Annotated in this window: 28 protein-coding genes and 1 pseudogene; 13 read left to right on the top strand and 16 right to left on the bottom strand. The window is 71.3% G+C overall.

Annotation, left to right across the window (positions count from 1 at the left end; all coding sequences use genetic code 11):
* Together ACIBW9_RS21775 and ACIBW9_RS21770 are read left to right on the top strand one after the other, a co-directional pair.
* Positions 1-1,007: pseudogene (locus ACIBW9_RS21775) on the top strand (hypothetical protein); the annotation flags it as partial.
* Between the two features lie 122 nt (positions 1,008-1,129).
* Positions 1,130-2,020, top strand: a complete 891-nt coding sequence (locus ACIBW9_RS21770; protein WP_398957352.1) for an alpha/beta fold hydrolase — start codon at positions 1,130-1,132, stop codon at positions 2,018-2,020.
* 9 nt (positions 2,021-2,029) lie between these two features.
* On the opposite strand, the gene ACIBW9_RS21765 is transcribed toward ACIBW9_RS21770, so the two are convergent.
* Entirely contained in the window at positions 2,030-2,923 is an 894-nt protein-coding gene (locus ACIBW9_RS21765; RefSeq protein ID WP_398957350.1) for an NYN domain-containing protein, read from the bottom strand.
* 161 nt (positions 2,924-3,084) lie between these two features.
* On the opposite strand from ACIBW9_RS21765, the gene ACIBW9_RS21760 reads away from it, so the two are divergent.
* Entirely contained in the window at positions 3,085-3,237 is a 153-nt protein-coding gene (locus ACIBW9_RS21760; RefSeq protein WP_398957348.1) for a hypothetical protein, read from the top strand.
* A gap of 144 nt (positions 3,238-3,381) precedes the next feature.
* Here ACIBW9_RS21760 and ACIBW9_RS21755 read toward each other — a convergent pair whose 3' ends face one another.
* The 4 genes from ACIBW9_RS21755 to ACIBW9_RS21740 form a co-directional block, all read right to left on the bottom strand.
* The gene (locus ACIBW9_RS21755; RefSeq protein ID WP_398957347.1) at positions 3,382-3,987 is read right to left on the bottom strand and encodes a MarC family protein; all 606 of its coding nucleotides are present in this window, start codon (positions 3,985-3,987) and stop codon (positions 3,382-3,384) included.
* A 73-nt stretch (positions 3,988-4,060) separates the two neighbouring features.
* On the bottom strand, positions 4,061-4,918 hold the full coding sequence (locus ACIBW9_RS21750; protein ID WP_398957345.1) for a PHP domain-containing protein: 858 nt from the start codon (positions 4,916-4,918) through the stop codon (positions 4,061-4,063).
* Between the two features lie 216 nt (positions 4,919-5,134).
* Positions 5,135-5,776, bottom strand: coding sequence for a DUF6758 family protein (locus tag ACIBW9_RS21745; protein WP_398957343.1), 642 nt, complete (start codon positions 5,774-5,776; stop codon positions 5,135-5,137).
* A 164-nt stretch (positions 5,777-5,940) separates the two neighbouring features.
* Entirely contained in the window at positions 5,941-6,537 is a 597-nt protein-coding gene (locus tag ACIBW9_RS21740; RefSeq protein ID WP_398957341.1) for a suppressor of fused domain protein, read from the bottom strand.
* A gap of 450 nt (positions 6,538-6,987) precedes the next feature.
* Between ACIBW9_RS21740 and ACIBW9_RS21735 the strand changes: the two genes are divergently transcribed.
* Together ACIBW9_RS21735 and ACIBW9_RS21730 are read left to right on the top strand one after the other, a co-directional pair.
* Complete coding sequence (locus tag ACIBW9_RS21735) at positions 6,988-8,106, top strand: magnesium and cobalt transport protein CorA (RefSeq protein WP_398957339.1); 1,119 nt, start codon at positions 6,988-6,990, stop codon at positions 8,104-8,106.
* Positions 8,107-8,129: 23 nt separating this feature from the next.
* Complete coding sequence (locus ACIBW9_RS21730) at positions 8,130-8,642, top strand: hypothetical protein (RefSeq protein WP_398957337.1); 513 nt, start codon at positions 8,130-8,132, stop codon at positions 8,640-8,642.
* Positions 8,643-8,732: 90 nt separating this feature from the next.
* On the opposite strand, the gene ACIBW9_RS21725 is transcribed toward ACIBW9_RS21730, so the two are convergent.
* Positions 8,733-9,470, bottom strand: coding sequence for a hypothetical protein (locus ACIBW9_RS21725; RefSeq protein ID WP_398957335.1), 738 nt, complete (start codon positions 9,468-9,470; stop codon positions 8,733-8,735).
* Positions 9,471-9,684: 214 nt separating this feature from the next.
* Here ACIBW9_RS21725 and ACIBW9_RS21720 point away from each other — a divergent pair, with 214 nt between their 5' ends.
* The 3 genes from ACIBW9_RS21720 to ACIBW9_RS21710 are packed head-to-tail and all read left to right on the top strand — an operon-like array spanning position 9,685 to position 12,734.
* Positions 9,685-10,974: a magnesium transporter MgtE N-terminal domain-containing protein gene (locus tag ACIBW9_RS21720; RefSeq protein WP_398957332.1), complete on the top strand. Its 1,290-nt coding sequence runs from the start codon at positions 9,685-9,687 to the stop codon at positions 10,972-10,974.
* Positions 10,964-11,557, top strand: a complete 594-nt coding sequence (locus ACIBW9_RS21715) for a DUF1003 domain-containing protein (RefSeq protein WP_398957330.1) — start codon at positions 10,964-10,966, stop codon at positions 11,555-11,557. Before ACIBW9_RS21720 ends, ACIBW9_RS21715 begins: the two co-directional genes overlap by 11 nt.
* Before the next feature lie 43 nt (positions 11,558-11,600).
* Positions 11,601-12,734 (top strand): Mrp/NBP35 family ATP-binding protein, encoded by a 1,134-nt coding sequence (locus ACIBW9_RS21710; protein ID WP_099931150.1) that lies wholly within the window; start codon positions 11,601-11,603, stop codon positions 12,732-12,734.
* Between the two features lie 75 nt (positions 12,735-12,809).
* Here the strand turns inward: ACIBW9_RS21710 and ACIBW9_RS21705 are convergent, their stop codons facing one another.
* The 5 genes from ACIBW9_RS21705 to sigE form a co-directional block, all read right to left on the bottom strand.
* Positions 12,810-13,481 carry a hypothetical protein gene (locus ACIBW9_RS21705; protein ID WP_398957327.1) on the bottom strand — a complete coding sequence of 224 codons (672 nt, stop codon included), beginning with the start codon at positions 13,479-13,481 and terminating at the stop codon, positions 12,810-12,812.
* Positions 13,482-13,749: 268 nt separating this feature from the next.
* Complete coding sequence (locus ACIBW9_RS21700; RefSeq protein ID WP_398957325.1) at positions 13,750-14,193, bottom strand: sec-independent translocase; 444 nt, start codon at positions 14,191-14,193, stop codon at positions 13,750-13,752.
* A 204-nt stretch (positions 14,194-14,397) separates the two neighbouring features.
* On the bottom strand, positions 14,398-16,404 hold the full coding sequence (locus tag ACIBW9_RS21695) for a trypsin-like peptidase domain-containing protein (RefSeq protein WP_398957657.1): 2,007 nt from the start codon (positions 16,402-16,404) through the stop codon (positions 14,398-14,400).
* Between the two features lie 378 nt (positions 16,405-16,782).
* Complete coding sequence (locus ACIBW9_RS21690) at positions 16,783-17,763, bottom strand: zf-HC2 domain-containing protein (protein ID WP_398957324.1); 981 nt, start codon at positions 17,761-17,763, stop codon at positions 16,783-16,785.
* Positions 17,760-18,464: an RNA polymerase sigma factor SigE gene (gene sigE / locus ACIBW9_RS21685; RefSeq protein WP_078912335.1), complete on the bottom strand. Its 705-nt coding sequence runs from the start codon at positions 18,462-18,464 to the stop codon at positions 17,760-17,762. The genes ACIBW9_RS21690 and sigE overlap by 4 nt, the downstream gene beginning before the upstream one ends.
* Before the next feature lie 301 nt (positions 18,465-18,765).
* On the opposite strand from sigE, the gene ACIBW9_RS21680 reads away from it, so the two are divergent.
* On the top strand, positions 18,766-19,398 hold the full coding sequence (locus ACIBW9_RS21680; RefSeq protein WP_099931145.1) for an O-methyltransferase: 633 nt from the start codon (positions 18,766-18,768) through the stop codon (positions 19,396-19,398).
* Positions 19,399-19,491: 93 nt separating this feature from the next.
* Here ACIBW9_RS21680 and ACIBW9_RS21675 read toward each other — a convergent pair whose 3' ends face one another.
* A complete protein-coding gene (locus ACIBW9_RS21675) occupies positions 19,492-19,659 on the bottom strand; it encodes a DUF3117 domain-containing protein (protein ID WP_003966491.1) in 168 nt (55 codons plus the stop codon).
* Positions 19,660-20,033: 374 nt separating this feature from the next.
* Here ACIBW9_RS21675 and ACIBW9_RS21670 point away from each other — a divergent pair, with 374 nt between their 5' ends.
* Complete coding sequence (locus tag ACIBW9_RS21670; protein WP_344405458.1) at positions 20,034-20,837, top strand: enoyl-CoA hydratase-related protein; 804 nt, start codon at positions 20,034-20,036, stop codon at positions 20,835-20,837.
* Positions 20,838-20,930: 93 nt separating this feature from the next.
* On the opposite strand, the gene tag is transcribed toward ACIBW9_RS21670, so the two are convergent.
* Both tag and ACIBW9_RS21660 read right to left on the bottom strand, forming a co-directional pair.
* Positions 20,931-21,512 (bottom strand): DNA-3-methyladenine glycosylase I, encoded by a 582-nt coding sequence (gene tag / locus ACIBW9_RS21665; RefSeq protein ID WP_389076204.1) that lies wholly within the window; start codon positions 21,510-21,512, stop codon positions 20,931-20,933.
* Entirely contained in the window at positions 21,509-21,865 is a 357-nt protein-coding gene (locus ACIBW9_RS21660; protein ID WP_398957654.1) for a DivIVA domain-containing protein, read from the bottom strand. The genes tag and ACIBW9_RS21660 overlap by 4 nt, the downstream gene beginning before the upstream one ends.
* A gap of 164 nt (positions 21,866-22,029) precedes the next feature.
* Between ACIBW9_RS21660 and folP the strand changes: the two genes are divergently transcribed.
* Positions 22,030-22,890 (top strand): dihydropteroate synthase, encoded by an 861-nt coding sequence (gene folP / locus ACIBW9_RS21655; RefSeq protein WP_398957321.1) that lies wholly within the window; start codon positions 22,030-22,032, stop codon positions 22,888-22,890.
* Positions 22,891-22,982: 92 nt separating this feature from the next.
* On the opposite strand, the gene ACIBW9_RS21650 is transcribed toward folP, so the two are convergent.
* Together ACIBW9_RS21650 and dapE are read right to left on the bottom strand one after the other, a co-directional pair.
* Entirely contained in the window at positions 22,983-23,741 is a 759-nt protein-coding gene (locus ACIBW9_RS21650; protein ID WP_398957318.1) for a TIGR00730 family Rossman fold protein, read from the bottom strand.
* 98 nt (positions 23,742-23,839) lie between these two features.
* Entirely contained in the window at positions 23,840-24,919 is a 1,080-nt protein-coding gene (gene dapE, locus ACIBW9_RS21645) for a succinyl-diaminopimelate desuccinylase (RefSeq protein WP_398957316.1), read from the bottom strand.
* Positions 24,920-25,004: 85 nt separating this feature from the next.
* Between dapE and ACIBW9_RS21640 the strand changes: the two genes are divergently transcribed.
* Positions 25,005-25,982: a heavy metal transporter gene (locus ACIBW9_RS21640; RefSeq protein WP_398957314.1), complete on the top strand. Its 978-nt coding sequence runs from the start codon at positions 25,005-25,007 to the stop codon at positions 25,980-25,982.
* Positions 25,983-26,261: 279 nt separating this feature from the next.
* Entirely contained in the window at positions 26,262-26,717 is a 456-nt protein-coding gene (locus tag ACIBW9_RS21635; RefSeq protein WP_398957313.1) for an ATP-binding protein, read from the top strand.
* Positions 26,718-26,747: the final 30 nt, after the last annotated feature.

Here is a 26,747-nt window from a genome sequence, read left to right as displayed (position 1 = left end):
GGGTCGACACCGCCGAGGGCACCACCGAGTCGGCCCCGGAACCGACGGAGACCGCCCCGCGCCGCCGTACCCGCAAGACGACGGCTGCCGCCGCGGTGGACACGGCCGAGGCCACCGAGGCCAAGCCCCGCACCCGGACCCGCAAGGCCGCAGCTGCCGCGGAGACCGCGGTCGACACCGCCGAGGGCACCACCGAGTCGGCCCCGGAACCGACGGAGACCGCCCCGCGCCGCCGTACCCGCAAGACGACGGCTGCCGCCGCGGCGACCGCGGTCGACACCGCCGAGGCCACCGAGGCCACCGAGGCCAAGCCCCGCACCCGGACCCGCAAGGCAACGGCTGCTGCGGAGACCGCGGTCGACACCGCCGAGGTCACCGAGGCCAAGCCGCGGACCCGGACCCGCAAGGCCACGGCCACCGCGGAGCCCACCACCGAGGCCAAGCCGCGCACCCGGACCCGCAAGGCAACGGCTGCTGCGGAGGCCGCGGTCGACACCGCCGAGGCGAAGCCCCGGCGCACCCGTAAGACGGCCGCTGCCGTGGCGGAGATCCCGGCGCAGGCCGCTGAGGAGCCCGCGGCCAAGCCGCGGACGCGGAAGGCGGCGGAGGCCGTGGTCGACACCGTCGAGGGCACGGACGCCAAGCCGCGCACCCGCGCCCGCAAGACGGCCGCCGCCGTGGAGACCGCCGAGGCCGCGCCCCGTCGCCGTACCCGCAAGGTCGCCGAGTCCGCCGACGCCACCCCGGCGGCGGAGGTGGCGAACCCGCGTCGTACGCGCAAGGCGGCCGCGGTCGACACGGCCGAGGGCACGGAGGCCAAGCCGCGCCGCACCCGCAAGACGGCCGCCGCCGCGGAGACCACGGAGGAGGCGAAGCCCCGCCGTACCCGCAAGGCCGCCGCCGTGGCCGAGATCCCGGCGCAGGCCGCCGAGGCCGCTCCCGAGGCGAAGCCCAGGGTGCGTCGCACGCGGAAGGCCACGGCCGCCGCGGAGCCCGCGGAGGGCTGATGCACTCACTGGCCGACGGCCCGGCCCCCTTCGCGGGGGGTCGGGCCGTCGGCCTGTGTGCCTACGGCTGGATGCCGCAGCCCGCCCCCCTCCCCGACACCCGAGGCGGATAACCTCACCCCATGAGCAGGCCCCCGACCTTCACCCCGCCCCCCGGCGCCCGCGCGTACTCGCTGCGCACCGCCCGCGGGGAGTTCGCCGTCGTCGACGCGCCCGTGGCGGACGGCGTCGCCGCCAAGGGAACCGCGCTGCTGCTGCCCGGGTTCACCGGCAGCAAGGAGGACTACAACCCGCTGCACGAGCCGCTCGCGGCCCGCGGCTACCGGACCGTCGCGGTGGACGGACGGGGGCAGTACGAGTCCGACGGTCCCGAGTCCGACGAATCGGCCTACGCCCAGGGCGAGTTGGCGCGGGACGTGCTCGCCCAGGCCGCCACCCTCGGCACCCCCGTGCACCTGGTCGGCCACTCCCTCGGCGGGCAGATCGCACGGGCGGCGGTCCTGCTGGACCACACCCCGTTCCTGTCGCTCACCCTCATGGCCTCCGGCCCCGCCCAGATCTCCGGCTCCCAGCAGCAGCGCGTCAAGCTGCTCCGTGACGCTCTCGCCGTGATGAACATGGCCGAGGTGTGGGAGGCGATGCAGGCCATGGAGCCGCCGGAGGAGACAGAGACCGGCGCGCCCGGGCAGCTCGACGGCGGCCTGGACGACCAGGACGATCTGCGCCGCCGCTGGCTCGGCAACAAGCCGGCCCAGCTCATCGCGACGGGCCGCCAGTTGTGCGTCGAACCGGACCGCGTGGCCGAGCTGGCCGCCGTACCGCTGCCGTTCCACGTCCTGTCGGGTTCCAGCGACGACACCTGGCCGGTGCCCCTGCTCGACGACATGGCGCTGCGCCTGAACGCGCACCGCACCGTCGTCGAGGGCGCCGAACACTCCCCCAACACCGACCGGCCCCTGGACACGGCCCGCGCCTTCGCGGACTTCTGGGACCGCACACAGGCCCGCCCGTAGGCGCTACGCCTAGTACTGCCCCTGCAGGTGCTCCCAGAACCCGTCCCGCAGGGCGCGGCGCAGGTCCGCCTGACCGCGCAGGGAGTACTGCAGCAGTCCCTCCGCCTCCACCAGCAGGTCCTGGTCGACCGAGCCCGGCAGATAGGGGTGGCCGGGCAGCAGTTCCGCCAGGGAGTCGCGGCCCCGCCCGGCCAGCCACTTCGCCGCGATCTGCGCGCCGACGAAGCGGACGTCCTCACGGCCGGGCCTGGCGGCGGTGGCCTCGTAGGCGGCCGCGGTGCGCCGGGAGACGTACGGCTTGAAGAAGTCGAGGTCCAGGGTGCGCTGGCTGTCGACCTCCCAGAGCAGGGGCTCCGCCTGGTTGCGTCCCTCGGGCGCCTCGATGCCCCACAGGTGGACGCGCGCCCCGTATCCCTGCGCCGCCTCGACCGCCGACACCAGGTCCTCGTCGCCGCCCAGCAGCGCCGCGTCGCTGATCGCCCGGTGTCTGGCGAGTGACTCCAGGTCCGTCCTGATCAGCGAGTCGACGCCCTTCTGCTGGTTGTTGGCGTTCAGGTTGCCCAGCCGGACCTTCACATCGGGGAGTTCGGCGATCGACTGCTGCTCGGCGGTGTGGATGCGGCGCCGCGCACCGTCGTACCAGTAGACGCGGAGCAGCCGACTGTCCGCGAAGATCGTGCGGGCCCGGTCGATGAGCGCCTCGATCAGACCCTCCGCGTCCAGGTCGAAGGCGCGACGGTCCTCCGTCCCCGCCACCAGCCGGCCCGCGGCCGCATACAGGTACCCCGCGTCGACGAAGATCGCATGGGTCGAGGGCGTCTTCGCCACCTCGGCGAGCATGCGCTGCAGCAGCTCGTTCGTGCGGTCGATGCGGGCGCTGAGGGCCGCGAGGTCGTCGTTCATCGCCTTCATTGTCCTGGCGGTGACGCTGCGAACACAACTGGTCCCGGTCGGTCCTTACCGGTGAGTAGTTAGACGTTCGAAAAATTTCTTTAGCGTAGGGAATGTTTGTAACACACAGCCCGTTGACTGCTATGGAACACAGCGAGACGAAGGGAGAGGCCATGCGCTTCGAAATCATGCGACTCGACGAGGTCGACGGCACGACCGTGGACAGCACCGTCGTGGACGCCGCCTCCGTCAACCGGATCGTTCAGCAGGCCGCGGCCGTCGGGCAGCGCCTCTGGATCCGTCCGGCCGAGGACTCGGCCGCGTAACACCGACGCGAAGACGCACCGACCGAAGACGGAACGACCGAAGACGGAACGACGAAGACGCGGATCACCGCAGCAGCTTCAGAGCCCCCGTACGGCATCGACGCCGTACGGGGGCTCTGCGCATGCGCCCGGGACTCCGAGGGCTCAGCCGCCCTTGATCACTTGCGTGATGCCGTTGATGATCTGCTGCACGGCGATCGCGGAGAGCATCATGCCCGCGAGCCGGGTCACCAGGACGACGCCACCGTCCTTGATGACCCGGATGATCAGCAGCGAATACCGCATCACCAGCCACAGCACGACATGGATGGCGAGGATCGCCGTCCACACCGACGTCTGCATGGCGACGCTGTCGGCCTTCTGCACGGCGAGGATGACGGACACGATGGCGCCGGGGCCGGCCAGCAGTGGCATGCCCAGCGGCACGAGCGCCACATTGACGTCCTTGGTCTGCTTCGGCTCGTCGTTCTTGCCGGTCAGCAGGTCGAGGGCGATGAGCAGAAGCAGCAGCCCGCCCGCGATCATCAGCGCGGGCACGGAGACATGCAGATAGTTGAGGATCTGGTGCCCCAGCAGCCCGAAGACGGTGATCACACCGCCGGCCACGCACACGGCCTGGAAGGCCATCCGCTTCTGCACCTTGCCGGGGCGCCCGGCGGTCAGCGCGAGGAAGATCGGGGTGATCCCGGGGGGATCCATGATGACAAAAAGGGTCAGGAACAGGGAGCCGAAGACGGCGACGTCGAACATGGGTGAGCTACACGCCTTGCAGGAAATGAGCGGGAAAAGGAGATGGACGGGAACGGGGGTGCGGAGGGGCTCCTCAAGCTCCGCCGGTCCCCGGCACCGGGAACGCCCCGGTCGCCCGTCGCGTGATCTCCCCGTAGACCTCGGGATCCGTGACGTACTCGCCGAGCACGCAGGTCTTGCGGCTGCCGTGGTAGTCGCTGGACCCGGTGGTCAGCAACCCCAGTTCCTTGGCCAGCCCGCGCAGCCGCGCCCGGGTCTCCTCGTCGTGGTCCATGTGGTCGACCTCGATGCCGTCGAGCCCGGCGGCGGCCATCTCGGCGATCGCGGACTCCGGCACCGTGCGGCCGCGCTTGCCGGCGGCCGGGTGCGCGAAGACGGTGACCCCGCCCGCGGCCTTCACCAGCCGGATCGCCTCGAAGGGATCCGTCTCGTGCTTCTCGACGAAGACCCGCCCGCCGTCGGCCAGCCAGTCCTCGGTGAACGCGTCGCTGACGGTCGGTACGACGCCCAGCTCCACGAGCGCGGTCGCGACATGCGGCCGCCCGACGGAACCGCCCCCGGCGATCCGCTCGACCTGCTCCCAGGTGACCGGCACGCCCAGCTCGTTCAGCCTGGCGACCATGCCCTTGGCCCGCGGCACGCGGTCGTCCCGCACCAGCTCGCGCTCGGCGAGCAGCGCCGGCTCCTCGGGATCGAAGAGGTAGGCGAGCATGTGCATGGGGACACCGTCGACACGACAGGACAACTCGGCACCGGTGACCAGCGTGAGCCCCGCCGGCAGCGCGGCGATCGCCTCGGCATACCCGCGAGTGGTGTCGTGATCGGTGAGCGCCACCACGTCCAGCCCGGCCGCGGCAGCATTCCGCACCAGCTCAGCCGGGGTGTCCGTACCGTCGGAAGCAGTGGAGTGGGCGTGCAGATCGATACGCACTACGCAGACTCCAAGCGGTGACGGCACGAAAGGGGACGCTCAAGGATAACCGGCTTTTCAACGTCCCCTGTCACACCCGCACAGCCAGAGCACCCCCTACCGACACCCCCATCAGGGGCGCGGGGCTGTATCGACATGCGGCTCCGCCGCGTGGGCGCGAGCGGCCACCCACGCCCCGCAGACGCCGGACAACCTTGCTCCCCGCCCCGGTGGGCGTCACGGCTCAAGCAAGCGCGGCGACAGCGCCCCGCAGGGCACCAGCTCGACCTCCGCCCCCGCATCCCGCAGATCCGTCAGCACCAGCTCGTCGTACATCAGCAACCCCGACTGCTCGGGCCACACCACCGCCCACAGCCACAGCCCCCGCGCCTCGCCCGCGAACACCGCCCGGTCGGCGGGGCTGCCGGCGACATGCCACAGCGGGGTGGGCCGCCCGCCGGCCAGCACCTTCACCTGCGGGGGCTTCTCCACGTTCATGTACGGCCCCGGGTCCGGACCGTCGATCCCCGCGTAGCGCGCACCGAGTCCGACCCCGAGTTCCTCGGCGACCAGGATCAGCTCCCCTATGCCACCGAGCGGTCCCGGGCCCGAGCAGGCCACGGCGGTGGCGCGGCCGCCATGGCGGTCGTCACCCGCGCAGGCCACGCCCGTGAACAGCCAGCCGATCGGCAGCGGCCACGGCATCCACACCGGCACCTGCGTGCGATGCACCACGACACTGAGGGCCTCGACGCTGGGCGGGATCACGGGCTGCAGCGGATGCACGGTGCCGTGCACATCGCACTGCCAGGTGTCGGAGAAGAGTCCGGGAGCCCTGACCCGGCCACCACACTTCGGGCAACTGGGTTCGCCCCTCATAGGGCCCCACGGTCCTACCCCCGCTCCGCCACGTCAAGGACGATCACCCGTCCGGACGGAACCCTTCACCGGAACCCTCACCACCGGTTCGGGATGTGCGCACTCGCGGCCTTTGCCAACTGACCGATTCCGGCCGCATGTTGGTGAGCTTGCTCACTCGGCGTTCAGTCCAGTGGGACGGACCTGCGGGACGGATCCCTCAGGTCCGTGCCGTGCGTCAGCCACCGCTCCTGGAGGGCCTGGGCGCCGTGCACGCGCTTCCAGGCGGCCTCGTTCGGCGTCATGGGCAGCAGGGGCAGGAAGCGCACCGGGTCAAGAGGCTCGTCGAGATCGAGGTCCTCGACCAGGCCGCCCGGCTCAGCGACCAGGACGGAGCTGAACGGGGCGCCTGGCCACAGGGGTTCGCCGAGGTCGAGCGAGGCACCCGGGGCCACGATCACGCCCTCGACCTGCGGGGACGCGGCGAGTACGGCGAGCGGGCGCAGCGCCTTGTCGGTGTCGGCGAGGCCGCCGCGCACCGAGAGGATCAGCTCCGCGCGCGGGCCCTTGACCGGGTCGGCGAGCACCGCCGTGGGGTCGCTCATCGGCTGTGCGGACATGCCGAGGGTGGCGTAGCGGACGATGCCCCCGGCCCCGGAGTCGTCCCGGAAGCGCAGTACCTCGATGGGGTCCGTGCCCAGGAACGTGACCGCCGCGCGTGCGTCCGGCTCGCCCAGCGCGCTGCGCAACCGGGCCTCGACCAGAGGGAGAACATCAACCATGCGGCGAGCATAGAACTCGTCAGCACCGGGCAAAGCGGCGCCTTGACAGTTTGGGCGACTGATACTCTGGCCCGGTCGTTCGGGCAGCACGCTGTGGCGTCGCGATCGAGTCCCGACGCCGATTGAGACTCCCTTACGAGGGACCGGCCGGAGGAGGTGGGGCTGTCATGGATCGAAGTCACCCGTGCAGTACCACTCGCTCTTCCCGCCGCTGATACAGCTGATCCGGCTCCGGCTGACCGCCGCCTTTCACGCTCACGTCTTCCTGCGGAAGAGCACTTCGTTTTGCCTGATCTGTCTGATCTGAATCAGTAACGAAGCTCGCCACCGCGATGGTGCGGTGCTCCCCGCTTTGTGGACGTGCCAAACACACGAAGTCAGGACGTCCCCATTCCGGGCAGTTCCACCCGTCGTCGGCGCCTTGCGTTGCCTGTCACGAAGGAGCCAGCCATGTCGATGATCCGTGACCTCCGCGCCGCGGTCCGGCCGTCCCGCATCTCCCTGCGCAAGGACACCGGGGTGTACGACACGACGCGCGACCCCTCGACGCCGTCCGCGGTCGTCGACTGCGCCGTCTACCGCGACGGGGCCCGCATCGACACCGGCAACCCGATGACCCCGCACGAGGCGATGCGCCTGGTGCGCCGCGACGGGGGCTTCGTGTGGATCGGGATGCACGAGCCGACCGAGGCCGAATTCGCCGGTATCGCCCGCGAGTTCGGGCTGCACCCGCTGGCCGTGGAGGACGCCGTCCAGGCCCACCAGCGGCCCAAGCTGGAGCGGTACGACGACTCCCTGTTCACGGTCTTCAAGACCATCCACTACGTCGAGCACGACCAGCTGACCGCCAACAGCGAGGTCGTGGAGACCGGCGAGGTCATGTGCTTCACCGGGCGGGACTTCTTCATCACCGTCCGGCACGGCGGCCAGGGCTCGCTGCGGGCGCTGCGGCACCGGCTGCAGGACGACCACGAGCTGCTCGCCAAGGGCCCCTCTGCGGTGCTGCACGCGATCGCCGACCATGTCGTCGACGGCTATGTCGCGGTCGCGGACGCCGTCCAGGACGACATCGACGAGGTGGAGACCGAGGTGTTCTCGCCGGGGCGCCGAGGCGGTGTCTCGCGCGGTGTGGACTCGGCGCGGATCTACCAGCTCAAGCGTGAGGTGCTGGAGTTCAAGCGGGCGGTGGCGCCGCTGCTGCGGCCCATGCAGCTGCTCAGCGAGCGGCCGATGCGGCTGATCGACCCCGACATCCAGAAGTACTTCCGGGACGTCGCCGACCACCTCGCCCGCGTCCAGGAGCAGGTCATCGGCTTCGACGAGCTGCTCAACTCGATCCTCCAGGCCAACCTCGCGCAGGCGTCCGTCGCGCAGAACGAGGACATGCGGAAGATCACCGCCTGGGCCGCGATCATCGCCGTACCGACGATGGTGACCGGTGTGTACGGCATGAACTTCGACTACATGCCGGAGCTGCACTGGAAGTACGGCTACCCCCTGGTGCTGAGCGTCACGGTCGCCATGTGTGTGGGCATCCACCGGGTGCTCAAGCGCAACGGCTGGCTGTGAGCGCGCCTCGATAGGCTGGGCCCATGACAAGCGAGCTGCTCGGCCAGGCCCTCGTCGAGGAGGCCACCAAGAAGTCCGGCCTCATCTGGGTGAAGGGTGCCGGTACGGCGGCCCGTGCGCTGTGGCATGTGTGGCACGAGGGTGCGGTGTGCCTGGTCGGCGACGGGCCCGGGGAGCAGCCGCTGCCGGGGCTGGCCGACGGCGGTTCCGCCGAGGTGACCGTGCGCAGCAAGGACAAGGGCGGTCGGCTGGTGACGTTCACCGCGACCGTGTCCGAACTGCCGTCCGGCTCCGCGGAATGGGAGGCGGCCGTCGCCGAGCTGAAGGGCAAGCGTCTGAACGCCCCCGACGGCGAGGCGATGACGGGCCGTTGGGCCCGTGAGTGCCGTGTGCTGCGCCTGGTGCCTGCAGGGGTGTCGGGGCCGCTGCCCGACGGCAGCCTGGCGGAGGCGCCGCTGCCGTCGCCTGCCACGACCCGTCAGCCGATCCCCGCGGGGTTGCCGCGGCTGCTCTTCCGGAAGCGGCGGCGCGGGTGAGCTGCCGCTCGTAGCCGCGATGGGCCGTCTGTCACCTGCGGGCGCGTCGTGACTGGTCGCGCAGTTCCCCGCGCCCCTACAGGGCGCTGGTCACGACGTCGGGAGTTTCTTCCCGTAGTCGACCGTCTCGTCCTTCTTCGGCTGGGTCAGGGGGAAGTCCTTGCCCCAGGAGGAGAAGGTGAGGGTGCCGGCGCCGCCTGCGCGTTGCAGGCGGAGGGGGTACGGGGTGCCCTCCAGGGAGACGTCCAGGGTGCCGCCGGAGCCCTGGTCGCCGGTGATGCGGATGGTGCGGGTGCCCGCCTGCTCATGGTGGCCGTCCGTGGCGAGCGCGCCGTGCAGGGTCAGCAGACCGTCGAGCAGGACGTCCTTGTCCGTGAACCCGCTGAACTTCTTGTACGAGGGGTCGCCCTGCGGCACCTTCACATACTTGCCGTCGAGTGTGCCCCCGGCCGACGTGTTGCCGTCCGCGTGGTTCCAGAACTCCGCGCCGGCCTTCAGATACAGCTGCTCGCCGATCCGCAGCAGCCCGAAGGCCACCCCCTTGGAGGTGACCGTGCCGCTGCCGCCGCCGGACTTCAGGCGCATGTCGAGGGTGTACGTCCGCCCGTTGGTGACGACGGTTCCGGCGAGCCGTACCGCTTCGGCGGATTCGGCGGCCGCCCTGGTCTTCGACTGGATCTTGTCGGCCGGCAGCTTGCCGACCCCGTTGGTGCCCCCGTCGGGGTCCTCGCTGCATCCCGCGAGCAGTCCCGTCCCCGTCACGACCAGTGCGCACACCGCGCTCACCAGCGAGGTCCGACGGGTTCGGCCGAGGGCGATCGCAGTCACAGGTGGGGCTGCCTTTCAGTCGAGGGACGCGAGCAGCGTACGGCAGAGTAACGGGTGCCGTTCCGGCCTGGCGGAGCCGGTTCGTCCGGACCTCCCATCAGGGCGGATCCGATGGGTACGGGCTAGCCTGAAGCCCATCCGAGCGGGCAATTCGGAAAAGATGCACAGCAGCGACACGCAGCACTGGACACCCGTACGCAAAGGAGCCGCAGCCATGGCAGCGGGCGCGCCCCGGATCTTCGTCTCGCACCTCGCCGGCGTCGCCGCCTTCGATCCCAACGGCGACCAGGTGGGCCGGGTGCGCGATCTGGTCGTCATGCTGCGCGTCGGACGGCGGCCCCCACGCGTGCTCGGGCTGGTCGTCGAACTGCCCAGCCGACGCCGCATCTTCCTGCCCATGACCCGGATCACCAGCATCGAGTCCGGCCAGGTCATCACCACCGGCGTGCTCAACGTCCGCCGCTTCGAGCAGCGCCCCACCGAGCGCCTCGTCTTCGGTGAGCTCCTCGACCGGCGCGTCACGCTCGCGGAGAGCGGCGAGGAGGTCACCGTCCTCGACGTGTCGGTGCAGCAGCTGCCGGCCCGCCGGGACTGGGAGGTCGACCGGGTCTTCGTCCGCAAGGGCAGGAAGGGCGGCGCCTTCCGGCGGGCCAAGGGCGAGACGCTGACCGTGGAGTGGTCGGCCGTCACCGGCTTCTCGCTCGAGGAGCACGGGCAGGGCGCCGAGAGCCTGCTGGCCACCTTCGAGCAGCTGCGCCCCGCCGACCTGGCGAACGTCCTGCACCACCTCTCCGCCAAGCGCCGCGCCGAGGTGGCCGCCGCCCTCGACGACGACCGCCTCGCCGACGTGCTCGAAGAGCTCCCCGAGGACGACCAGATCGAGATCCTCGGCAAGCTGAAGGAGGAGCGCGCCGCCGACGTCCTGGAGGCCATGGACCCGGACGACGCCGCCGACCTGCTGGCCGAGCTGCCGGAGGAGGACAAGGAGCGGCTGCTGACGCTGATGCAGCCCGCCGAGGCGGCGGACGTGCGCCGGCTCATGGCATACGAGGAGAAGACGGCCGGCGGGCTCATGACCACCGAGCCGATCGTGCTGCGGCCCGACGCCACCGTCGCCGACGCCCTCGCGCGCGTACGCAACCGCGACCTGTCGCCCGCCCTCGCCGCGCAGGTCTACGTCTGCCGCCCGCCCGACGAGACGCCGACCGGCAAGTACCTCGGCACGGTCCACTTCCAGCGGCTGCTGCGCGACCCGCCGTACACGCTGGTCAGCTCGATCATCGACGACGATCTGCAGCCCCTGGACCCGGACGCCGCGCTGCCCCTGGTGGCCGGGTTCTTCGCGGCGTACGACATGGTCGCGGCGCCCGTCGTCGACGAGGCCGGGTCGCTGCTCGGCGCGGTGACCGTGGACGATGTACTGGACCACATGCTGCCCGAGGACTGGCGGGAGACCGAGTTCCACCTCGAGGACGACGAGGGGGCGGCCCCCCATGCCTCCTGAGCGCGAGATGGGCCGCGAGCGCACCCCGGCGGGTGCGACGGCGACCACGCGTACCCGTCCCCGCCTCGACCAGCCGCGGCCGCCGCGCCGCCGGATCCTGCCCGAGTGGGACCCGGAGGCCTTCGGACGGCTCTCGGAGCGCATCGCGCGCTTCCTGGGCACCGGGCGGTTCATCGTCTGGATGACGGTCGTCATCATCGCGTGGGTGCTGTGGAACGTCTTCGCACCGCACGACCTGCGCTTCGACAACTACCCGTTCATCTTCCTGACCCTGATGCTGTCGCTGCAGGCCTCGTATGCGGCCCCCCTGATCCTGCTCGCGCAGAACCGGCAGGACGACCGGGACCGGGTCAACCTCGAACAGGACCGCAAGCAGAACGAGCGCTCCATCGCCGACACCGAGTATCTGACCCGCGAGATCGCCGCCCTGCGCATCGGCCTCGGCGAGGTGGCGACCCGCGACTGGATCCGCTCCGAGCTGCAGGACCTGGTCAAGGAGCTGGAGGGACGGCAGGACGGCCACCACGAACATGCCGTATTCCCGGCAGAACGGTCGCGCGGACGTGACGTAGACGACCGCTGACGGGCTTTCCGGGCCCAGGCTACCGAGCCGTACCATCGTTCCTATGGCTAGCGAAGACGCGGTGCGCGAGGCACTGGCGACGGTGAACGACCCCGAGATCAACCGGCCCATCACCGAACTCGGGATGGTGAAGTCGGTGGAGATCGGCGCGGACGGAGCGGTCGCGGTCACCGTGTACCTGACGGTCTCCGGCTGCCCGATGCGCGAGACGATCACGCAGCGCGTGACCGAGGCGGTCTCCCGGGTCGACGGCGTCACCCGCGTCGACGTCACCCTCGACGTCATGAGCGACGAGCAGCGCAAGGAGCTGGCGGCCGCGCTGCGCGGCGGCACGGCCGAGCGCGAGGTGCCCTTCGCCAAGCCGGGCTCGCTGACCCGTGTGTACGCGGTCGCGTCCGGCAAGGGCGGCGTCGGCAAGTCCTCGGTGACGGTGAACCTGGCGGCGGCGATGGCCGCCGACGGCCTCAAGGTGGGCGTCGTCGACGCCGACATCTACGGCCACTCGGTGCCGCGCATGCTGGGTGCGGACGGGCGTCCCACCCAGGTCGAGAACATGATCATGCCGCCTTCGGCCAACGGCGTGAAGGTCATCTCCATCGGCATGTTCACGCCGGGCAACGCCCCGGTGGTGTGGCGCGGCCCGATGCTCCACCGCGCGCTGCAGCAGTTCCTGGCGGACGTGTACTGGGGCGACCTGGACGTCCTGCTCCTCGACCTCCCGCCGGGCACGGGCGACATCGCCATCTCGGTCGCCCAGCTGGTCCCGAACGCCGAGATCCTGGTCGTGACGACCCCGCAGCAGGCGGCCGCCGAGGTCGCCGAGCGAGCCGGCTCCATCGCCGTGCAGACCCACCAGAAGATCGTCGGCGTGGTCGAGAACATGTCGGGCCTGCCCTGCCCGCACTGCGGCGAGATGGTCGACGTCTTCGGCACGGGCGGCGGCCAGACGGTCGCCGACGGCCTCACCCGCACGACCGGCGCCACGGTCCCGGTCCTGGGTGCCATCCCGATCGACGTCCGCCTCCGCGAGGGCGGCGACGAGGGCAAGCCGGTGGTCCTGACCGACCCCGACTCCCCCGCGGGCGCGGCCCTGCGCGGCATCGCGGGCAAGCTGGGCGGCCGCCAGCGGGGCCTTTCGGGACTGTCGCTGGGGATCACCCCGAAGAACAAGTTCTAGGCCCCGCACGACCGGCTCGTACGGCGGAGGGGGCGCTGTCCCGCTGGACAGCGCCCCCTCCGCCGTAATCCCCGACTAGGCGTACGTACTGATGTCCTTGATCATGGCGAAGCCCAGCCCGTATGCGCTCATGCCTCTCCCGTACGCCCCCACGTGCACCCCCTGCTGCGTGGAACCCGCGAGGACCCAGCCGAACTCGGACTCGCGGTAGTGGAACGGCGTCGGGACGCCGTCCACCGGCAGCGACAGCGTCGACCAGTCAGGACCGGCCAGGTCGTCCGCGAGGGCCCAGGCCGTCTCGGTCTGCTGCTCCAGCCAGTCGTCGCGCAGCGAGTGGTCCATCTGCCCCGGCCAGGTGAAGGACAGCAGCCCCACCCCCGCGAGCCAGGCCGCCGAGGACACCGAGGTGGCCTCCAGGAGCCCCGTGCCGTCCGCGCTGCGCCGCACCGGGTTGGCCGCGACCGTGACCACGACCGCGAACTTCTCCTTGGGCTCTCCGGCCGTCCCGACCGCGTACTCGTTCTTCACGGAGGGTTCGTCGCCGTGTCCGACCGAACCGTGCTCGACGGCGCCGTCGGCCGCCGTCCCGACCTGCATCAGCCAGCGCGGACCCGTGAAGGCCTCGTCGAGGCCGTACCACGGGAAGGGCGCCAGCAGGTAGCCGTCGACCGTACGCCGGGCGGAGGACAGCTGTTCCTGTCCCTCCGCAGCCGGCGCCTGCGCGACCGCCTGACTCGTCGTCTCCATGTGCCCGGACGCCTCCTCGCTCTCGTCGGACCGGAGCGGCCCGCCCCCCTTCGGGCGGCGTTACTCCTCGAAGTACGGTCCGCACAACAACTCGGCAGCATAGCCACCCCGCTCGGGACAGCACGGAAACCGCCGGGCGCGTGGGTCGCGCGGAGGGCGGGTTTCAGGCCGTGCAGGGGCGCCGTGGACTATGAAACGCGTCACGTGGGGCGCGGGGCGGCGCAGGGGATCAGCCGGGGCGTACGGCTTCGGAGCCTGTGTCAGGCTCTCAGGTGGCGTCCGCGTCGAACGGCGGGCGGTCGTCTTCCTCGGGCTTCTTCGTCATGTCGACGCGGCCGCCGGTGGAACCGGAGGACGAGGAGGAAGAGGGGGACGAGGAGGATGGCGCTTCGGTGCCGTGGACGGCGTCCGTGACCTCGGCCATCTCCTTCTTCAGGTCGAAGCCGTTGCGGATCTCCTTGAGCCCCAGTTCGTCGTTGTCCAGCTGCTTGCGGATGAACGTCTTGGGGTTGAGGTCCTCGAACTCGAAGTCCTTGAACTCCGGGCCCAGTTCGCTGCGGATGTCCTGCTTCGCGCTCTCCGAGAACTCACGGATCTTGCGGATCGTCCGTGTGACGTCCTGGATGAACTTCGGGAGCTTGTCCGGACCGAAGACGAGCACGGCAAGGACAACGAGCGTCACCAGCTCGAGCGGTCCTATGTCATTGAACACCTGAAGCTCCTTGCGATGTCCTCGGTCCTCGGCCCTCGGTGGTCTGTGCGGGTCTTCCGTGGTCCGGGCCGGCTCCACGGTACCCGGCGATCCCGTACGACCGGTACTGTCCGGGGTCCCCGAGTGCGTCTTCCTGCGCGGTTTTGGGGGTTGTTTGCCTTGTCGGGCGGTGGTTGCGGGCCGTACCTGTGAGGTTCGTGTCCATCAGTCGCCGTCGGCGGAACCGAGCACCAGCGAGATCTTCTTGTCCTCGCCGTCGCGCCGCACGGTCAGCTCCAGGAGGTCGCCGGGGCGGTGGGCGCGGATCTTGACGATCAGCTCCTCGCCGGAGTGCACGCGCTCACCGTCCACCCCGGTGATGAGGTCGCCCGCCCTGATGCCGGCCTTGTCGCCCGGGCCGCCCTTGCTGACGGCGGGGCCGCCACCGGAGGCCTTGGTGCCGACGCGGGCGCCGTCGCCGGAGTAGTCCATGTCGAGGGTGACGCCGATGACGGGATGGGTGGCCCTGCCGGTGTTGATGAGTTCCTCGGCGACCCGCTTGGCCTGGTTGACGGGGATGGCGAAGCCGAGCCCGATGGAACCGGACTGACCGCTGTCGTCGGTGCTGCTGTCGGCGGAACGGATGGCGGAGTTGATGCCGATGACACGGGCCTTCGAGTCGAGGAGGGGCCCGCCGGAGTTGCCGGGGTTGATCGGCGCATCGGTCTGCAGCGCGTCCACGTACGACACATCGCTGCCGTCGGAGCTGTCGCCGCCGGCGGTGATGGGGCGTTCCTTGGCGCTGATGATGCCCGCGGTGACGGTGCCCTCCAGGTCGAAGGGGGCGCCGATGGCGACAACGGGGTCGCCGACCTGGACGTTGTCGGAATTGCCGAGGGCCAAGGGCTTCAGGCCGTGCACATTGCTGACCTTGACGACGGCGAGATCGTAGCCGCTGTCCCGGCCCACGACGGTGGCCTTGGCGGTGTCCCCGCTGTTGAAGGTCACGGATATCTCGCCGGTGCCGCCCGACCCGGCGGCCGGTTCGACGACGTGGTTGTTGGTGAGGATGTGCCCCTGGTCGTCGAGCACGAAGCCGGTGCCCGTACCGGACTCGTCGGCGCCGGTCACATGCAGGGTCACCACGCTGGGCAGGGCCCGGGCGGCGATCCCGGCCACACTGTCCGGAGCCCGCCCGGCAGGCTCCTTCCCGGCCTGCGGCAGCTCGACGCCCCCCACGCCCCCGTTGCGTTCGAGGTACGCGCCCATCACCCCACCGACCCCACCGGACACCAGCGCCAGCACCACGGCACCCGCCACCAGCCCCCTGCGAACCCGCCGGCGCCGCTTGCCCTCCGCCTCGACAGCGGCCCCGGTCTGCTGGAGGGGGGCGGGAGCCCAGGGGTCGTAGTTCTGCCAGGGGGTGAAAAGGAGTGCCGGGGCAGTGTGGGGCGTCGTAGCGGCAGGGGACGGCGGCTGAGGGGACACGTCGGGCAAGCCCTGGGGCTCGGGGGCTGCCAGGCGGGAGGGGACGCCGGCGACGGGTGTGGTGGGCGCCGACGGCGGTGCGGCGTGGGGCGGTGTCGGCGTCGGCGTGCCCTGCGCGGCTCTGGCCGCCGGGTGCTGTACCGGCGGCGCGGGGGCCCAGGGGCCGGGCTCGCCGTAGGGCGGGGTGCTGTAGGGATCAGGGTCGTGCAGCGGTCGGGGACGCTCGGCGGCAGGCGGGGCGGAGGCTGTCACCGCAGCCGAGGCCTCGTCCGTGAAGGGAACCGCCTCGGCGGGCGGGTCCAGCTCGAAGTCGCCTCCGGTGCGGGGCTCCGCCGACCCCGGTTCCTCGGTGGTGAGGCCGCCCTCGGCCCCGGTCCCGGTCGAGTCCTGCGGAGCCCTCAACTCGAAGTCGCCGTCGGGGAGAGCACCTCCGCCGCCGACCGCAGCGGGACGCCCCGGCTCGACCTTTCCGTCCGCGGCAACTGCGCCCTCGCCCTCGGCGACGACCGCGTGCTTGGTGGAAGACGCTTCCGGCCGGCCCAGCTCGAAGTCGTCGTCGGAGACGAGCGCACGGTCGCCGGCGCCCTCCGGCCGGCCCGGCTCCTCGGCAGCCTCGGAGGCATCTGTCCCGCTGCGCCCCGCGGCTGGCGGCTTCAACTCGAAGTCACCGCCACCGGCCACGGGTCGCGGCGCCGCATCCACGGCCGCGGCGTCGGCGACCGCCGTCGAGCCCTCGGCCGCCATTGGATCCGGGGCCGCATCCACAGCCCCGGTAGAACCGGCCGAGGCGTCGACCGCTCCCGTCGAACCCGCGGCCGCAGCCGCCGACGAAGCCGCACCCCCGGACAACGGCGAACCGGCAGCGGTCCCCGCAGCATCCGCGACCGCCGTCGAACCCGGTGCAGCCCCCGGTGCGGGCGCCGCAGAGGTCTGCGGGCGCGGGCGGTTCCACCACTTCGGCTTCGTGGGCTTCCCCTGGTTCATGCTCTCCCCACAGCTGGCCACGACGCGGCACGCCTCGTCGGCGGTGGCCTCAGTTGTCGACTCCGCGCGCGGCTGACTGCCGTGGACGCGGTCCACCACGGATTCAACCAGGTTCGCGGGCCGTCGCGCAGGGGCCGGTCAGCGGGAGGGGTGGGAGGAAGGGGGAGCGGAGGCCGTGTCGGGGACGGGTGCGGCCAGCAGGCCGGGGGACGAGACCTCGGGGGCGGCGGACCAGGAGGTCAGGGTGAGCAGCGGGGTCGGGGTGAGCGGACGTATCAGCGGGGACATCACTGCGGCACCCGCCATCACGGGGGTGGTCAGCGTGTGCACGGTCTGCGCCGCGCCCGCAGGGCTCGGGACCCCCGGCAGCAGCGGTGCGGACACCTCGGTCGGGGCCACCGGGGCGTCACCGGGCGACTGCCGGCCCTGCGCGAGCAGCGGGCCGACGCCTCGGCGCCGCTGGGTCTCGGGGGCCGTGGCGGCACCCGTCCCCTGCGTACGCATCGGGGTCACATTGCTGCCCGCCCCCGTGCCGCCGCGCGCGTCCGTGGTGTCGACCGGGGTGCCCGTCGTGACGCCGCCCAGCGCGATCGCGGCGAGCGACACCGCACCGGCGGCGACGAACGCGAACCGCATCCCGCGCGAGGCCGAGCGCTCTGCCTCGTGCCGGCTGACGTCGTGTATGCGGAAGCCGCGGTCCGTGGACGGCGGGAGCATCGGGGCGTGCGAGGAAGAGGAGGGGACGTAGTCGAACTCGAAGCGCTCACCGCGCTTCAGGCCGAAGACCCCCGAGACGCCCGGTCTTCCGGGCGCCGTGCCGAGGAGTCCGCCCCCGCCGAACGGCGAGCCACCGCCGTCCGGATCACCTCCCCCCGGAAGGCCCTGCAGCCGGGCCAGGAAACTCTCGGAGGGCGGCGGCGGGGCCGCCTCCGCGAACACGTTCTTCAACTGCCGCTGCGCATCGGCCTCCGCCTTGCACTTGGCACAGGTGGCCAGGTGGGCGAGGACCCGCTCGCGCGACTCATGACCGAGCTCTCCGTCCACCAGGGCGGAGAGTCGGTCTCCCAGATGCTGCTCGGCCAGACGCCTCTCGGCGGGGCTGGGTCGTGTTCCACTCACGCGGTCGCGCCCCCTCCCCCCAGTGCGGGTACACGAGGCACGAAGGAGCGGCGCTCGGAGGCCCGGGCCTCAGGCGAACGGTGCGCGAGAGCCTTGCGCAGCTGCGAGCGGCCGCGGTGGATCCGGGAGCGGACCGTGCCGAGCTTGACGCCGAGGGTTGCGGCGATCTCCTCGTAGGACAGTCCTTCGATGTCGCACAGGACGACCGCGGCGCGGAACTCGGGCGCGAGGGTGTCGAGGGCCTGCTGGACGTCCGCGTCAAAGTGGGCGTCGTTGAAGACCTGCTGGGGCGACGGCTCACGGCTCGGCAGCCGCTCGGCCGCGTCGTCGCCCAGGGCGTCGAAGCGGATGCGCTGCTTGCGGCGGACCATGTCCAGGAAGAGGTTGGTGGTGATCCGGTGCAGCCAGCCCTCGAAGGTGCCCGGCGTGTAGGTCGACAGGGACCGGAAGACGCGGACGAAGACCTCCTGGGTGAGGTCCTCGGCGTCGTGCTGGTTGCCCGTCAGGCGGTAGGCAAGTCGGTAGACGCGGCCACTGTGGGTGCTGACGATCTCCTCCCAGGTGGGCGGAGTCCACGCCTGCCCGTCCGCGTCGGTGGAGAAAGTCGCGGTCTGGGCGTGGTCAGCGGCGTGGCTGGGGTCAGCAGCGGTGTCGTTCACGGATTTCGGCCTGCCCGCCGACCCGAGAAAGCGCCGCAGCACTCCTCCCCGGTCCACAGGCGCAGCCGCACCTCCCCTGTCGGCTCTGGTGGTGTCCAGTGGAGCCCCTACCATAGCCACCTCGCCCGTTAGCTCCGGATAAGCGGTTTTACGAGAATTTGATCTGGGCTGATACCGCTCGGACCCCTGCTGCTGCAGTTGCTCGGGCCGCCGCCCCTCATCGTGATCCAACTGTGTCCCCCCGTGCCGTCTCCTACCCCTCTAAACGCCCGGTCCCATCTGCGGGTTCCCGGGCCCAACGGATACAGTCACGCCCAGGCAACCACGGGGACAGGAGAGGGTCATTACCGGCAACCGGCAGACGAGCTGGGCGTTCGCCGACGCCTACGTCGCCGAGGACGAAGTGCTGCGCTGGGCCCGCGACCGGGCCCGTGAGGCGGGCCTGCGCTCGGTGTCGCCCGGCACGGGCTCCGCGCTGCGGTTGCTGGCGGCTTCGGTGGACGCGAAGGCGGTGGCGGAGATCGGCACCGGCACCGGTGTCTCCGGCATCCATCTGCTGCACGGTATGCGCCCGGACGGGGTGCTGACCACGGTGGACCCCGAGCCCGAACACCAGCAGTTCGCCCGCCAGGCCTTCCGCGCCTCCGGTTTCGCCAGCAACCGTGCCCGCTTCATCCCGGGCCGCGCCCTGGACGTACTGCCCCGGCTCGCGGACGCCGGCTACGACCTCGTCTTCTGCGACGGCGACCGCCTGGAGTTCCTCGACTATCTCGCTGAATCGTTGCGCCTGCTGCGGCCCGGTGGCCTGGTGGTCTTCGAGGGGGTTTTCGCCAACGGCCGCACGGTGGACTCGGGCCCGCAGCCCACGGAGGTGCTGCGGCTGCGGGAGCTGCTGCGCGCGGTGCGCGAGAGCCAGGAGCTGGTGCCGTCACTGCTGCCGGTGGGTGACGGACTGCTGTGCGCGGTCAAGCGGTGAGCGGCCGGGAAGCGAGCGGTGCGGGGCCGGCAAACAGCAACCCCGGCACCACTTGGATGCCGGGGCAGCTGAAAGGGTATGGTCGCTTCCGCGTCAGCCGACGACCTTCTTGAGGGCGTCGCCGAGCGCGTCTGCCTCGTCAGGGGTCAGCTCGACGACGAGCCGACCGCCGCCTTCGAGCGGAACGCGCATGACGATGCCCCGCCCCTCCTTGGTCACCTCGAGCGGGCCATCGCCCGTCCGCGGCTTCATGGCCGCCATGCTCGTTCCCCTTCCTGAAACCAGCTCATCGTCAAGCCGACGGCCCTGGGAGGGCACGCCTGTCCAGCGTGGGACACGCGACACCGGCATCGAACACATTGCTTCCAAGCCATTATCCCGCATCTCAGGACCCGATGACCAACATCAGTCGGCATCGCTTGGGCAACGCGCGCGAGCAAAACCACTCAATTCGGCGATGTGGCTGCGATACTGCGCAGCCGCACGGAGTTCCGCCGTCCGGGAACCGTGCGGGATTCTTTGACGCAGGTCACACGTCCACTCCGGTCCCCCGGCGGTGATCTCCGCCATGCTGTCCTACGGACAGGGGCGTACCGGCCGGTACGCCTGAACCGTGACAGCCGAGGGGACACACCATGGCCGACACCGTGCTCTACGAGGTGAGCGACGGACTCGCGACGATCACGCTGAACCGCCCCGAGGCGATGAACGCGCTGAACATCGCGACGAAGGTCGCCCTGCGGGAGGCGGTCCGCTCCGCGGCCGAGGACGACGCCGTACGGGCGGTGCTGCTGACGGCCGCCGGGGAGCGGGCGTTCTGTGTGGGGCAGGACCTCAAGGAGCACATCGGGCTGCTGGCACAGGACCGGGAGACGGGGTCCGGGCAGACCATGAGCACGGTGAAGGAGCACTACAACCCGGTGGTGCGAGCGATCGCCGGGATGCCGAAGCCGGTGGTGGCCGGGGTGAACGGGGTGGCCGCCGGGGCCGGCTTCGGTCTCGCGCTCGCCGCGGACTACCGCGTCGTCGCGGACACCGCCGCCTTCAACACGTCCTTCGCGGGGGTCGCGCTGACCGCCGACTCCGGCATGTCCTGGACGCTGCCGCGGGTCGTCGGGCCGGGGCGCGCCGCCGACCTGCTGCTCTTCCCACGGAGCATCAAGGCGCAGGAGGCGTACGAGCTGGGGATCGCCAACCGGCTGGTGCCGGCCGGCGAACTGCACTCCGAAGCGGAGAAGGTGGCTCGGGCGCTGGCCGAGGGGCCGACGGTGGCGTATGCGGCGATCAAGGAAGCGGTGGCTTACGGGTTCTCGCACACCTTGTCCGAGACCTTGGACAAGGAGGACGAGCTGCAGACGCGGGCGGGGTCGTCCGAGGACCATGTGATCGCGGTGCAGGCGTTTGTGAACAAGGAGAAGCCGAAGTACTTGGGCCGATGAGCTCGGGGACTTGAGCACCATCGGGGACTGCGGGTTGGTCGGGGTTGATCGCGCCCACGCGGCGGAGCCGCATATCGATACAGCCCCGCGCCCCTAAGGGGCGCTCCTGGCCACGCAGGTTTCCAAGTGGTCGTCCACCAAGCCGCACGCCTGCATCAGTGCGTACGCCGTTGTCGGGCCCACGAAGCGCAGCCCCCTCTTCTTCAGGGCCTTCGACAGTGCCGTCGATTCCGGCGTGACCGCCGGGACGTCTCCGAGAGTCTTCGGGGCCGGTCCCGGCGCCGGTGCGTAGGACCAGATGAACTCGTCCAGCTCACCGGGCGCCCACTCCGCCAGCACCCGTGCGTTGGCCAGGGTGGCGTCGATCTTGGCTCGGTTTCGGATGATGCCCGGGTCGGTGAGGAGACGGGCCCGGTCCGTCTCCGTGAAGGCGGCGACCTTGGCGATGCGGAAGTCGGCGAAGGCCGCGCGGAAGCCGGGGCGGCGGCGCAGGATCGTGATCCAGGACAGGCCCGACTGGAAGGCCTCGAGGCTCAGGCGCTCGTAGAGGGCGTCGTCGCCGTGGACCGGGCGACCCCACTCCTCGTCGTGGTACGCCACGTAGTCCTCGGTGGACAGGGCCCAGGGGCAGCGCAGGGCGCCGTCCGGGCCGGCGATGGCGGTGCCGTCGCTCACTGCTGCTCCCCCTGGCCGTGCATCGGCTTGTCCATGGACACGTGGTGTGCGGCGGCCTGGGCGCCCGCCAGCGCGGACTCCAGGTCGGCGATACGGGCGTCGCGCTCGGCGAGTTCGGCGCCGAGGCGGTTGAGGGCGTCGTCCACGTCCGCCATGCGGTAGCCGCGGGCGGCGAGCGGGAAGCGGAGGCTGTCGACGTCCTCGCGGCTGACGGGCCGGTCCAGCGGCAGCGGGTCCTGCAGCCGCTCGGCGGCGACCTCGGGCAACGGGCCCTCGCCCTCGCCGCCACCCACCACGGCCAGTGTCACGGCGGCGACCACGACGGCGAGAGCGACGACCAGGAACAAGAACATAACCATCGCTGTGGTCCCCACGCTCGATGTTCGGAAGCTGGATGAAGCTGAAGATGAAGCCGGATGTGTCAGGGTCCGATCGTGCCATGCGAGTCTGACAGTTAGGGTCGCAGGCGGCCGAGGAACCGGTCTCACCCAGGTCGTACTACGAGAGGTCACAGCGGATGCTCAGGCTGGGCAGGCGCGCATTCGAGGCGCACGAGCCGGTGGTCATGGCGATCGTGAACCGGACCCCGGACTCGTTCTACGACCAGGGAGCGACCTTCCGGGACGAGCCCGCCCTCGCGCGCGTGGAGCAGGCGGTGTCGGAGGGCGCTGCCATCATCGACATCGGCGGGGTGAAGGCCGGGCCGGGCGACGAGGTGTCGGCCGAGGAGGAGGCGCGGCGGACGGTGGGGTTCGTCGCGGAGGTGCGGCGGCGCTTCCCGGACGTGGTCATCAGCGTGGACACCTGGCGGGCCGAGGTCGGCGAGGCCGTGTGCGAGGCCGGCGCGGATCTGCTGAACGACGCGTGGGGCGGCGTCGACCCCGGCCTTGCGGAGGTGGCGGCGCGGTACGGGGTCGGGCTGGTGTGCACGCACGCGGGGGGCGCCGAGCCGCGCACTCGTCCGCATCGGGTGACGTACGACGATGTCGTGGCCGACATCCTGCGGGTGACGCTGGGTCTTGCCGAGCGGGCGGTGTCGCTCGGAGTGCCCCGGGAGTCCGTGCTGATCGATCCCGGACACGACTTCGGGAAGAACACCCGGCACAGCCTGGAGGCGACGCGGCGGCTCGGCGAGATGGTCGACACGGGGTGGCCCGTCCTGGTCTCCCTGTCCAACAAGGACTTCGTCGGCGAGACCCTGGACAAGCCGCTGAAGGAGCGGGTGGTGGGAACGCTCGCCACCACGGCCGTGTCGGCGTGGCTGGGCGCGCAGGTCTACCGGGTGCACGAGGTCGCCGAGACGCGTCAGGTGCTGGACATGGTGGCGTCGATCGCCGGGCACCGGCCGCCGGCCGTGGCGCGGCGGGGGCTGGCGTAGCGCCCGGCCGTGGAGCCGACCGCCAGGGGGCTGCGCCCCCTGGACCCCCTGTCGGCCTGAACGGCCTCGTCCTCTGACGCCGGACGGGCTGACTAGCGAGCCGCCTCCTTGGAGACCAGTGCGACCGCTTCGTCCACGTCGTCCGTGACATGGAACAGGAGCAGGTCCTTCTCCGAGGCCTTGCCCTGGGCGATCAGGGTGTTCTTGAGCCAGTCGACGAGGCCGCCCCAGTACGCGCTCCCGAACAGCACGATCGGGAAGCGGGTCACCTTCTGGGTCTGGACCAGGGTCAGGGCCTCGAAGAGCTCGTCCAGGGTGCCGAGGCCGCCGGGCAGGACCACGAATCCCTGCGCGTACTTCACGAACATCATCTTGCGGACGAAGAAGTAGCGGAAGTTCAGGCCGATGTCGACGTAGGGGTTGAGGCCCTGTTCGAAGGGCAGCTCGATGCCGAGGCCGACCGAGATGCCCTTCGCCTCGCAGGCGCCCTTGTTGGCCGCCTCCATGGCGCCCGGGCCGCCGCCGGTGATCACCGCCCAGCCCGCCTCCACCAGGCCGCGGCCGAGCCGGACGCCCGCCTCGTACTCCGGGGAGTCGACGGGGGTGCGCGCCGAGCCGAACACGCTGATCGCGGGCGGGAGTTCGGCAAGGGTGCCGAAGCCCTCGATGAACTCCGACTGGATGCGCAGCACCCGCCACGGGTCCGTGTGGACCCAGTCGGTGGGAGCGCGCTCGTCCAGCAGCCGCTGGTCGGTCGTGCTCTCCGTCACCTGGCCGCGCCTTCGGAGGACCGGCCCGAGCCGCTGCTCATCCGGCGGCACCTTCTTGCCCTCGGGGTTCCCGGTAGCCATGTGCGCTCCCTCCGCTTGCAGGTGTCTCCACCTCAGGGTAGATCTACGCGGGTTACGGACGGGGGACGTCAGCATGTCCGCCGTGGAGCGGTGTAGGGCTAGTCCGTCAGCCAGGCCCGGAGCCGCTGCTCGCCCGCCAGGATCTTCGCGGTTTCGACCCGTTCGTCCCGCTTGTGGGCCAAGTGCGGGTTGCCGGGACCGTAGTTGACCGCGGGGATGCCGAGGGAGGAGAAACGCGAGACGTCCGTCCAGCCGTACTTCGGCTGCGGGGTCCCGCCGACCGCCTCGATGAAGGCCGCCGCGGCCGGGTGCGAGAGGCCGGGGAGTGCCGCGCCGCTGTGGTCGTCCACCACGAACTCGGCCACCCCGCAGTCCGCGAAGACCTCCCTGACGTGGGCGATCGCCTCCTCCTCGGTGCGGTCGGGCGCATAGCGGAAGTTGACGGTCACGACGCACTCGTCGGGGATGACATTGCCGGCCACGCCGCCCGAGATGCCCACCGCGTTCAGTCCCTCCCGGTACTCCAGGCCGTCGATCACCGGGTAGCGGGGTTCGTAGGAGGCCAGGCGGGCCAGGATCGGCGCGGCCGCGTGGATGGCGTTGGAGCCCATCCAGCTGCGCGCCGAGTGCGCCCGCTCACCCGTCGTCTTCAGCAGCACCCTGAGGGTGCCCTGGCAGCCGCCCTCGACCTCGCCGTCGGACGGCTCGAGGAGCACCGCGAAGTCGCCCTCCAGCCACTCGGGGTGCGCCTCGGCCACGTGCTTGAGGCCGTTGAGATCCGCGGCCACCTCTTCGTTGTCGTAGAAGACGAAGGTCAGGTCGCGGTTGGGGGCCGGGACCGTGGCCGCGATGCGCAGCTGGACGGCCACGCCCGCCTTCATGTCGCAGGTGCCGCAGCCCCACAGGACGCCGTCCGGGTCCAGCCGGGAGGGGACGTTGCCGGCGATGGGCACGGTGTCGATGTGGCCGGCCAGGATCACCCGTTCCGCCCGGCCCAGGTTCGTCCGCGCGACGACATTGTTGCCGTACCGCTCGACCGTCAGGTGCGGCAGGGCGCGCAGGGCGGACTCGATCGCGTCGGCGAGGGGCTTCTCGGTGCCGCTCTCGGACGGGAAGTCGACCAGCTGCGCGGTGAGCTCGGCGGCGTCCAGGGTGAGGTCAAGTGGGGTGTCGGCCATGCCGTCGACCCTAACCCGCCGGGGCCTCGGCCCACTGGTCACATCCGACACGTGGGTCACAGAGCCCTCCGCTACCTTGTACGGCGTGCCAGAGCCGTCATCCACCCTCAAACGCCGTGGCCGCTTCTTCCGTATCGGGGCGGCCTTCGTGATCCTGCTCGCCGTCGCGGGCTATCTCGCGGTGCAGTACGTCACCGGGGGCAGAGGCGGATCGGGCTGCAGAGTGGTCTCGGGCGAGGCCGGCGGTACGGCGTACGAGTTCACGCCGGAGCAGGCGGTGAACGCGGCGACGATCGCCGCGGTGGGCACCGGGCGCGGCATGCCCGAGCGGGCGGTGACCATCGCGATCGCGACCGCGCTGCAGGAGTCGCAGCTGCGCAACATCGAGCACGGCGACCGGGACTCGCTCGGCCTGTTCCAGCAGCGGCCCTCGCAGGGCTGGGGCACCAGGAAGCAGATCCTGGACCCGACGTACGCGGCGGGCATGTTCTACCGGCACCTGGCCAAGGTGCCCGACTACGCGAAACTCCCCCTCACGGTCGCCGCGCAGCGTGTGCAGCGCAGCGGGTACCCCGAGGCGTACGCCAAGCACGAGCCGGACGCCGCCCTGCTCTCCGCCGCCCTCACCGGGAACTCGGCGGCCACGCTGACCTGCGCCGGTCTCCCGGCCACCACGCAGGCAGCGGGTCCGGACGCGGTACGGGCCGCTCTCGTACGGGACTTCGGGCGCGACGCCCTGCAGCCGGCCGCCGCGGAAGTGAACACCGTGTCGACACCGGCGGCTTCGCCGACGGAGAGCCCGGCGACGAGCGCCCGCACCGTCACGCTCCCCGTCACCGCCGACAAGAGCCCCGCCAAGGGCCGCAGCGTCCGCCAGCGCGGCTGGCAGCTCGCCCACTGGGCGGTGGCCAACTCCTCCGCCCTGCACATCGAGCGGGTCTCCTACGGCGGGCGGGAGTGGAGCGCCGGGAACGCCGACAACCCGTGGCACAAGGCCGCCGCGGAAGCCGCCGGCGGCGCGGGAAAGGCCGTCGGCGCGGTCCGGATCGTCACTGCGCAGTAGTACGGTCCGTCACTCGCACGGGTTATGCCGGGCATGCTTGATCCGCGGTGTGGGCAGGTTTTCGCACCGTCACCCCTGCATCCGTCAAAGCCCTTGCCGACAAAGGGCTGTAAGGATTCGGCAGACTTTCCGGGCCGACGCTTTTTGCCCGTTTTTATCCGCAGCCGATAATGCGACGCATTGCCAACTCTTTACGTTGGGACGCCGCAACCTTCGGGGCCTTCGAGCGGTAGTCACATCGTCCGAGCCCGGACGATCAACATCCATCGAAGGAGCATCATGTCCCTCCCCCTGACCCGTCGGATCGCCCGTGCCGCGCTGCTCGTCGCAGCGGGAGCGGCTGCCGGGGTCGGTGCGGCCGGCTCCGCGAGTGCGGCCCCCGAACTGCCCGCTGCCCCGAACGTCGGCGGCCTGACCGCTCTGGACGGGGCGAGCGTCGGCAACACCGTCGACGGTGCGGCGCAGAACGTGACCGGGCTTGCGGGCGACGCCGGCAGCAACGCGGTCAAGAAGGCCGTGCCGAACGCGGGCAAGACCGGCGGCAGCGTGGCGAAGAAGGCGGCTCCGGCCGCGCAGCGTGCGGCGGGTGCCGCGGCGGGCTCCGTCGGGGAGATCGTCGGCGTCACCACGCAGACGGCGGCCGAGAACGGCGGCACCCTGCCGGCGGGCTCGCTCAAGGGTGGCCTGCCGAACACCGGCAACCTGCCGGTCAAGGGCCTCCCGATCGGCGGCTGAGCCACCTGAAACGCCGAGGGGGCCCGGGAC

The organism is Streptomyces sp. NPDC049541, assembly GCF_044465725.1.
Classification (GTDB): domain Bacteria; phylum Actinomycetota; class Actinomycetes; order Streptomycetales; family Streptomycetaceae; genus Streptomyces.
This window is presented reverse-complemented; position numbering and strand designations above follow the sequence as displayed.

Excerpts from the sequence above, each read along its gene's own strand:
- dapE (WP_398957316.1), bottom strand. The coding sequence starts at position 24,919 with ATGGCCGACACCCCACTTGACCTCACCCTGGACGCCGCCGAGCTCACC.
- ACIBW9_RS21635 (WP_398957313.1), top strand. The coding sequence starts at position 26,262 with ATGTCCCTCCCCCTGACCCGTCGGATCGCCCGTGCCGCGCTGCTCGTC.
- ACIBW9_RS21745 (WP_398957343.1), bottom strand. The coding sequence starts at position 5,776 with ATGAGGGGCGAACCCAGTTGCCCGAAGTGTGGTGGCCGGGTCAGGGCT.
- ACIBW9_RS21675 (WP_003966491.1), bottom strand. The coding sequence starts at position 19,659 with ATGGCGGCCATGAAGCCGCGGACGGGCGATGGCCCGCTCGAGGTGACC.
- ACIBW9_RS21740 (WP_398957341.1), bottom strand. The coding sequence starts at position 6,537 with ATGGTTGATGTTCTCCCTCTGGTCGAGGCCCGGTTGCGCAGCGCGCTG.
- folP (WP_398957321.1), top strand. The coding sequence starts at position 22,030 with ATGCTCAGGCTGGGCAGGCGCGCATTCGAGGCGCACGAGCCGGTGGTC.
- ACIBW9_RS21650 (WP_398957318.1), bottom strand. The coding sequence starts at position 23,741 with ATGGCTACCGGGAACCCCGAGGGCAAGAAGGTGCCGCCGGATGAGCAG.
- ACIBW9_RS21670 (WP_344405458.1), top strand. The coding sequence starts at position 20,034 with ATGGCCGACACCGTGCTCTACGAGGTGAGCGACGGACTCGCGACGATC.
- ACIBW9_RS21660 (WP_398957654.1), bottom strand. The coding sequence starts at position 21,865 with ATGTTCTTGTTCCTGGTCGTCGCTCTCGCCGTCGTGGTCGCCGCCGTG.
- ACIBW9_RS21695 (WP_398957657.1), bottom strand. The coding sequence starts at position 16,404 with ATGGCGGCCGAGGGCTCGACGGCGGTCGCCGACGCCGCGGCCGTGGAT.
- ACIBW9_RS21760 (WP_398957348.1), top strand. The coding sequence starts at position 3,085 with ATGCGCTTCGAAATCATGCGACTCGACGAGGTCGACGGCACGACCGTG.
- ACIBW9_RS21730 (WP_398957337.1), top strand. The coding sequence starts at position 8,130 with ATGACAAGCGAGCTGCTCGGCCAGGCCCTCGTCGAGGAGGCCACCAAG.
- ACIBW9_RS21735 (WP_398957339.1), top strand. The coding sequence starts at position 6,988 with ATGTCGATGATCCGTGACCTCCGCGCCGCGGTCCGGCCGTCCCGCATC.
- ACIBW9_RS21720 (WP_398957332.1), top strand. The coding sequence starts at position 9,685 with ATGGCAGCGGGCGCGCCCCGGATCTTCGTCTCGCACCTCGCCGGCGTC.
- ACIBW9_RS21755 (WP_398957347.1), bottom strand. The coding sequence starts at position 3,987 with ATGTTCGACGTCGCCGTCTTCGGCTCCCTGTTCCTGACCCTTTTTGTC.
- ACIBW9_RS21715 (WP_398957330.1), top strand. The coding sequence starts at position 10,964 with ATGCCTCCTGAGCGCGAGATGGGCCGCGAGCGCACCCCGGCGGGTGCG.
- ACIBW9_RS21710 (WP_099931150.1), top strand. The coding sequence starts at position 11,601 with ATGGCTAGCGAAGACGCGGTGCGCGAGGCACTGGCGACGGTGAACGAC.
- ACIBW9_RS21705 (WP_398957327.1), bottom strand. The coding sequence starts at position 13,481 with ATGGAGACGACGAGTCAGGCGGTCGCGCAGGCGCCGGCTGCGGAGGGA.
- ACIBW9_RS21770 (WP_398957352.1), top strand. The coding sequence starts at position 1,130 with ATGAGCAGGCCCCCGACCTTCACCCCGCCCCCCGGCGCCCGCGCGTAC.
- ACIBW9_RS21765 (WP_398957350.1), bottom strand. The coding sequence starts at position 2,923 with ATGAACGACGACCTCGCGGCCCTCAGCGCCCGCATCGACCGCACGAAC.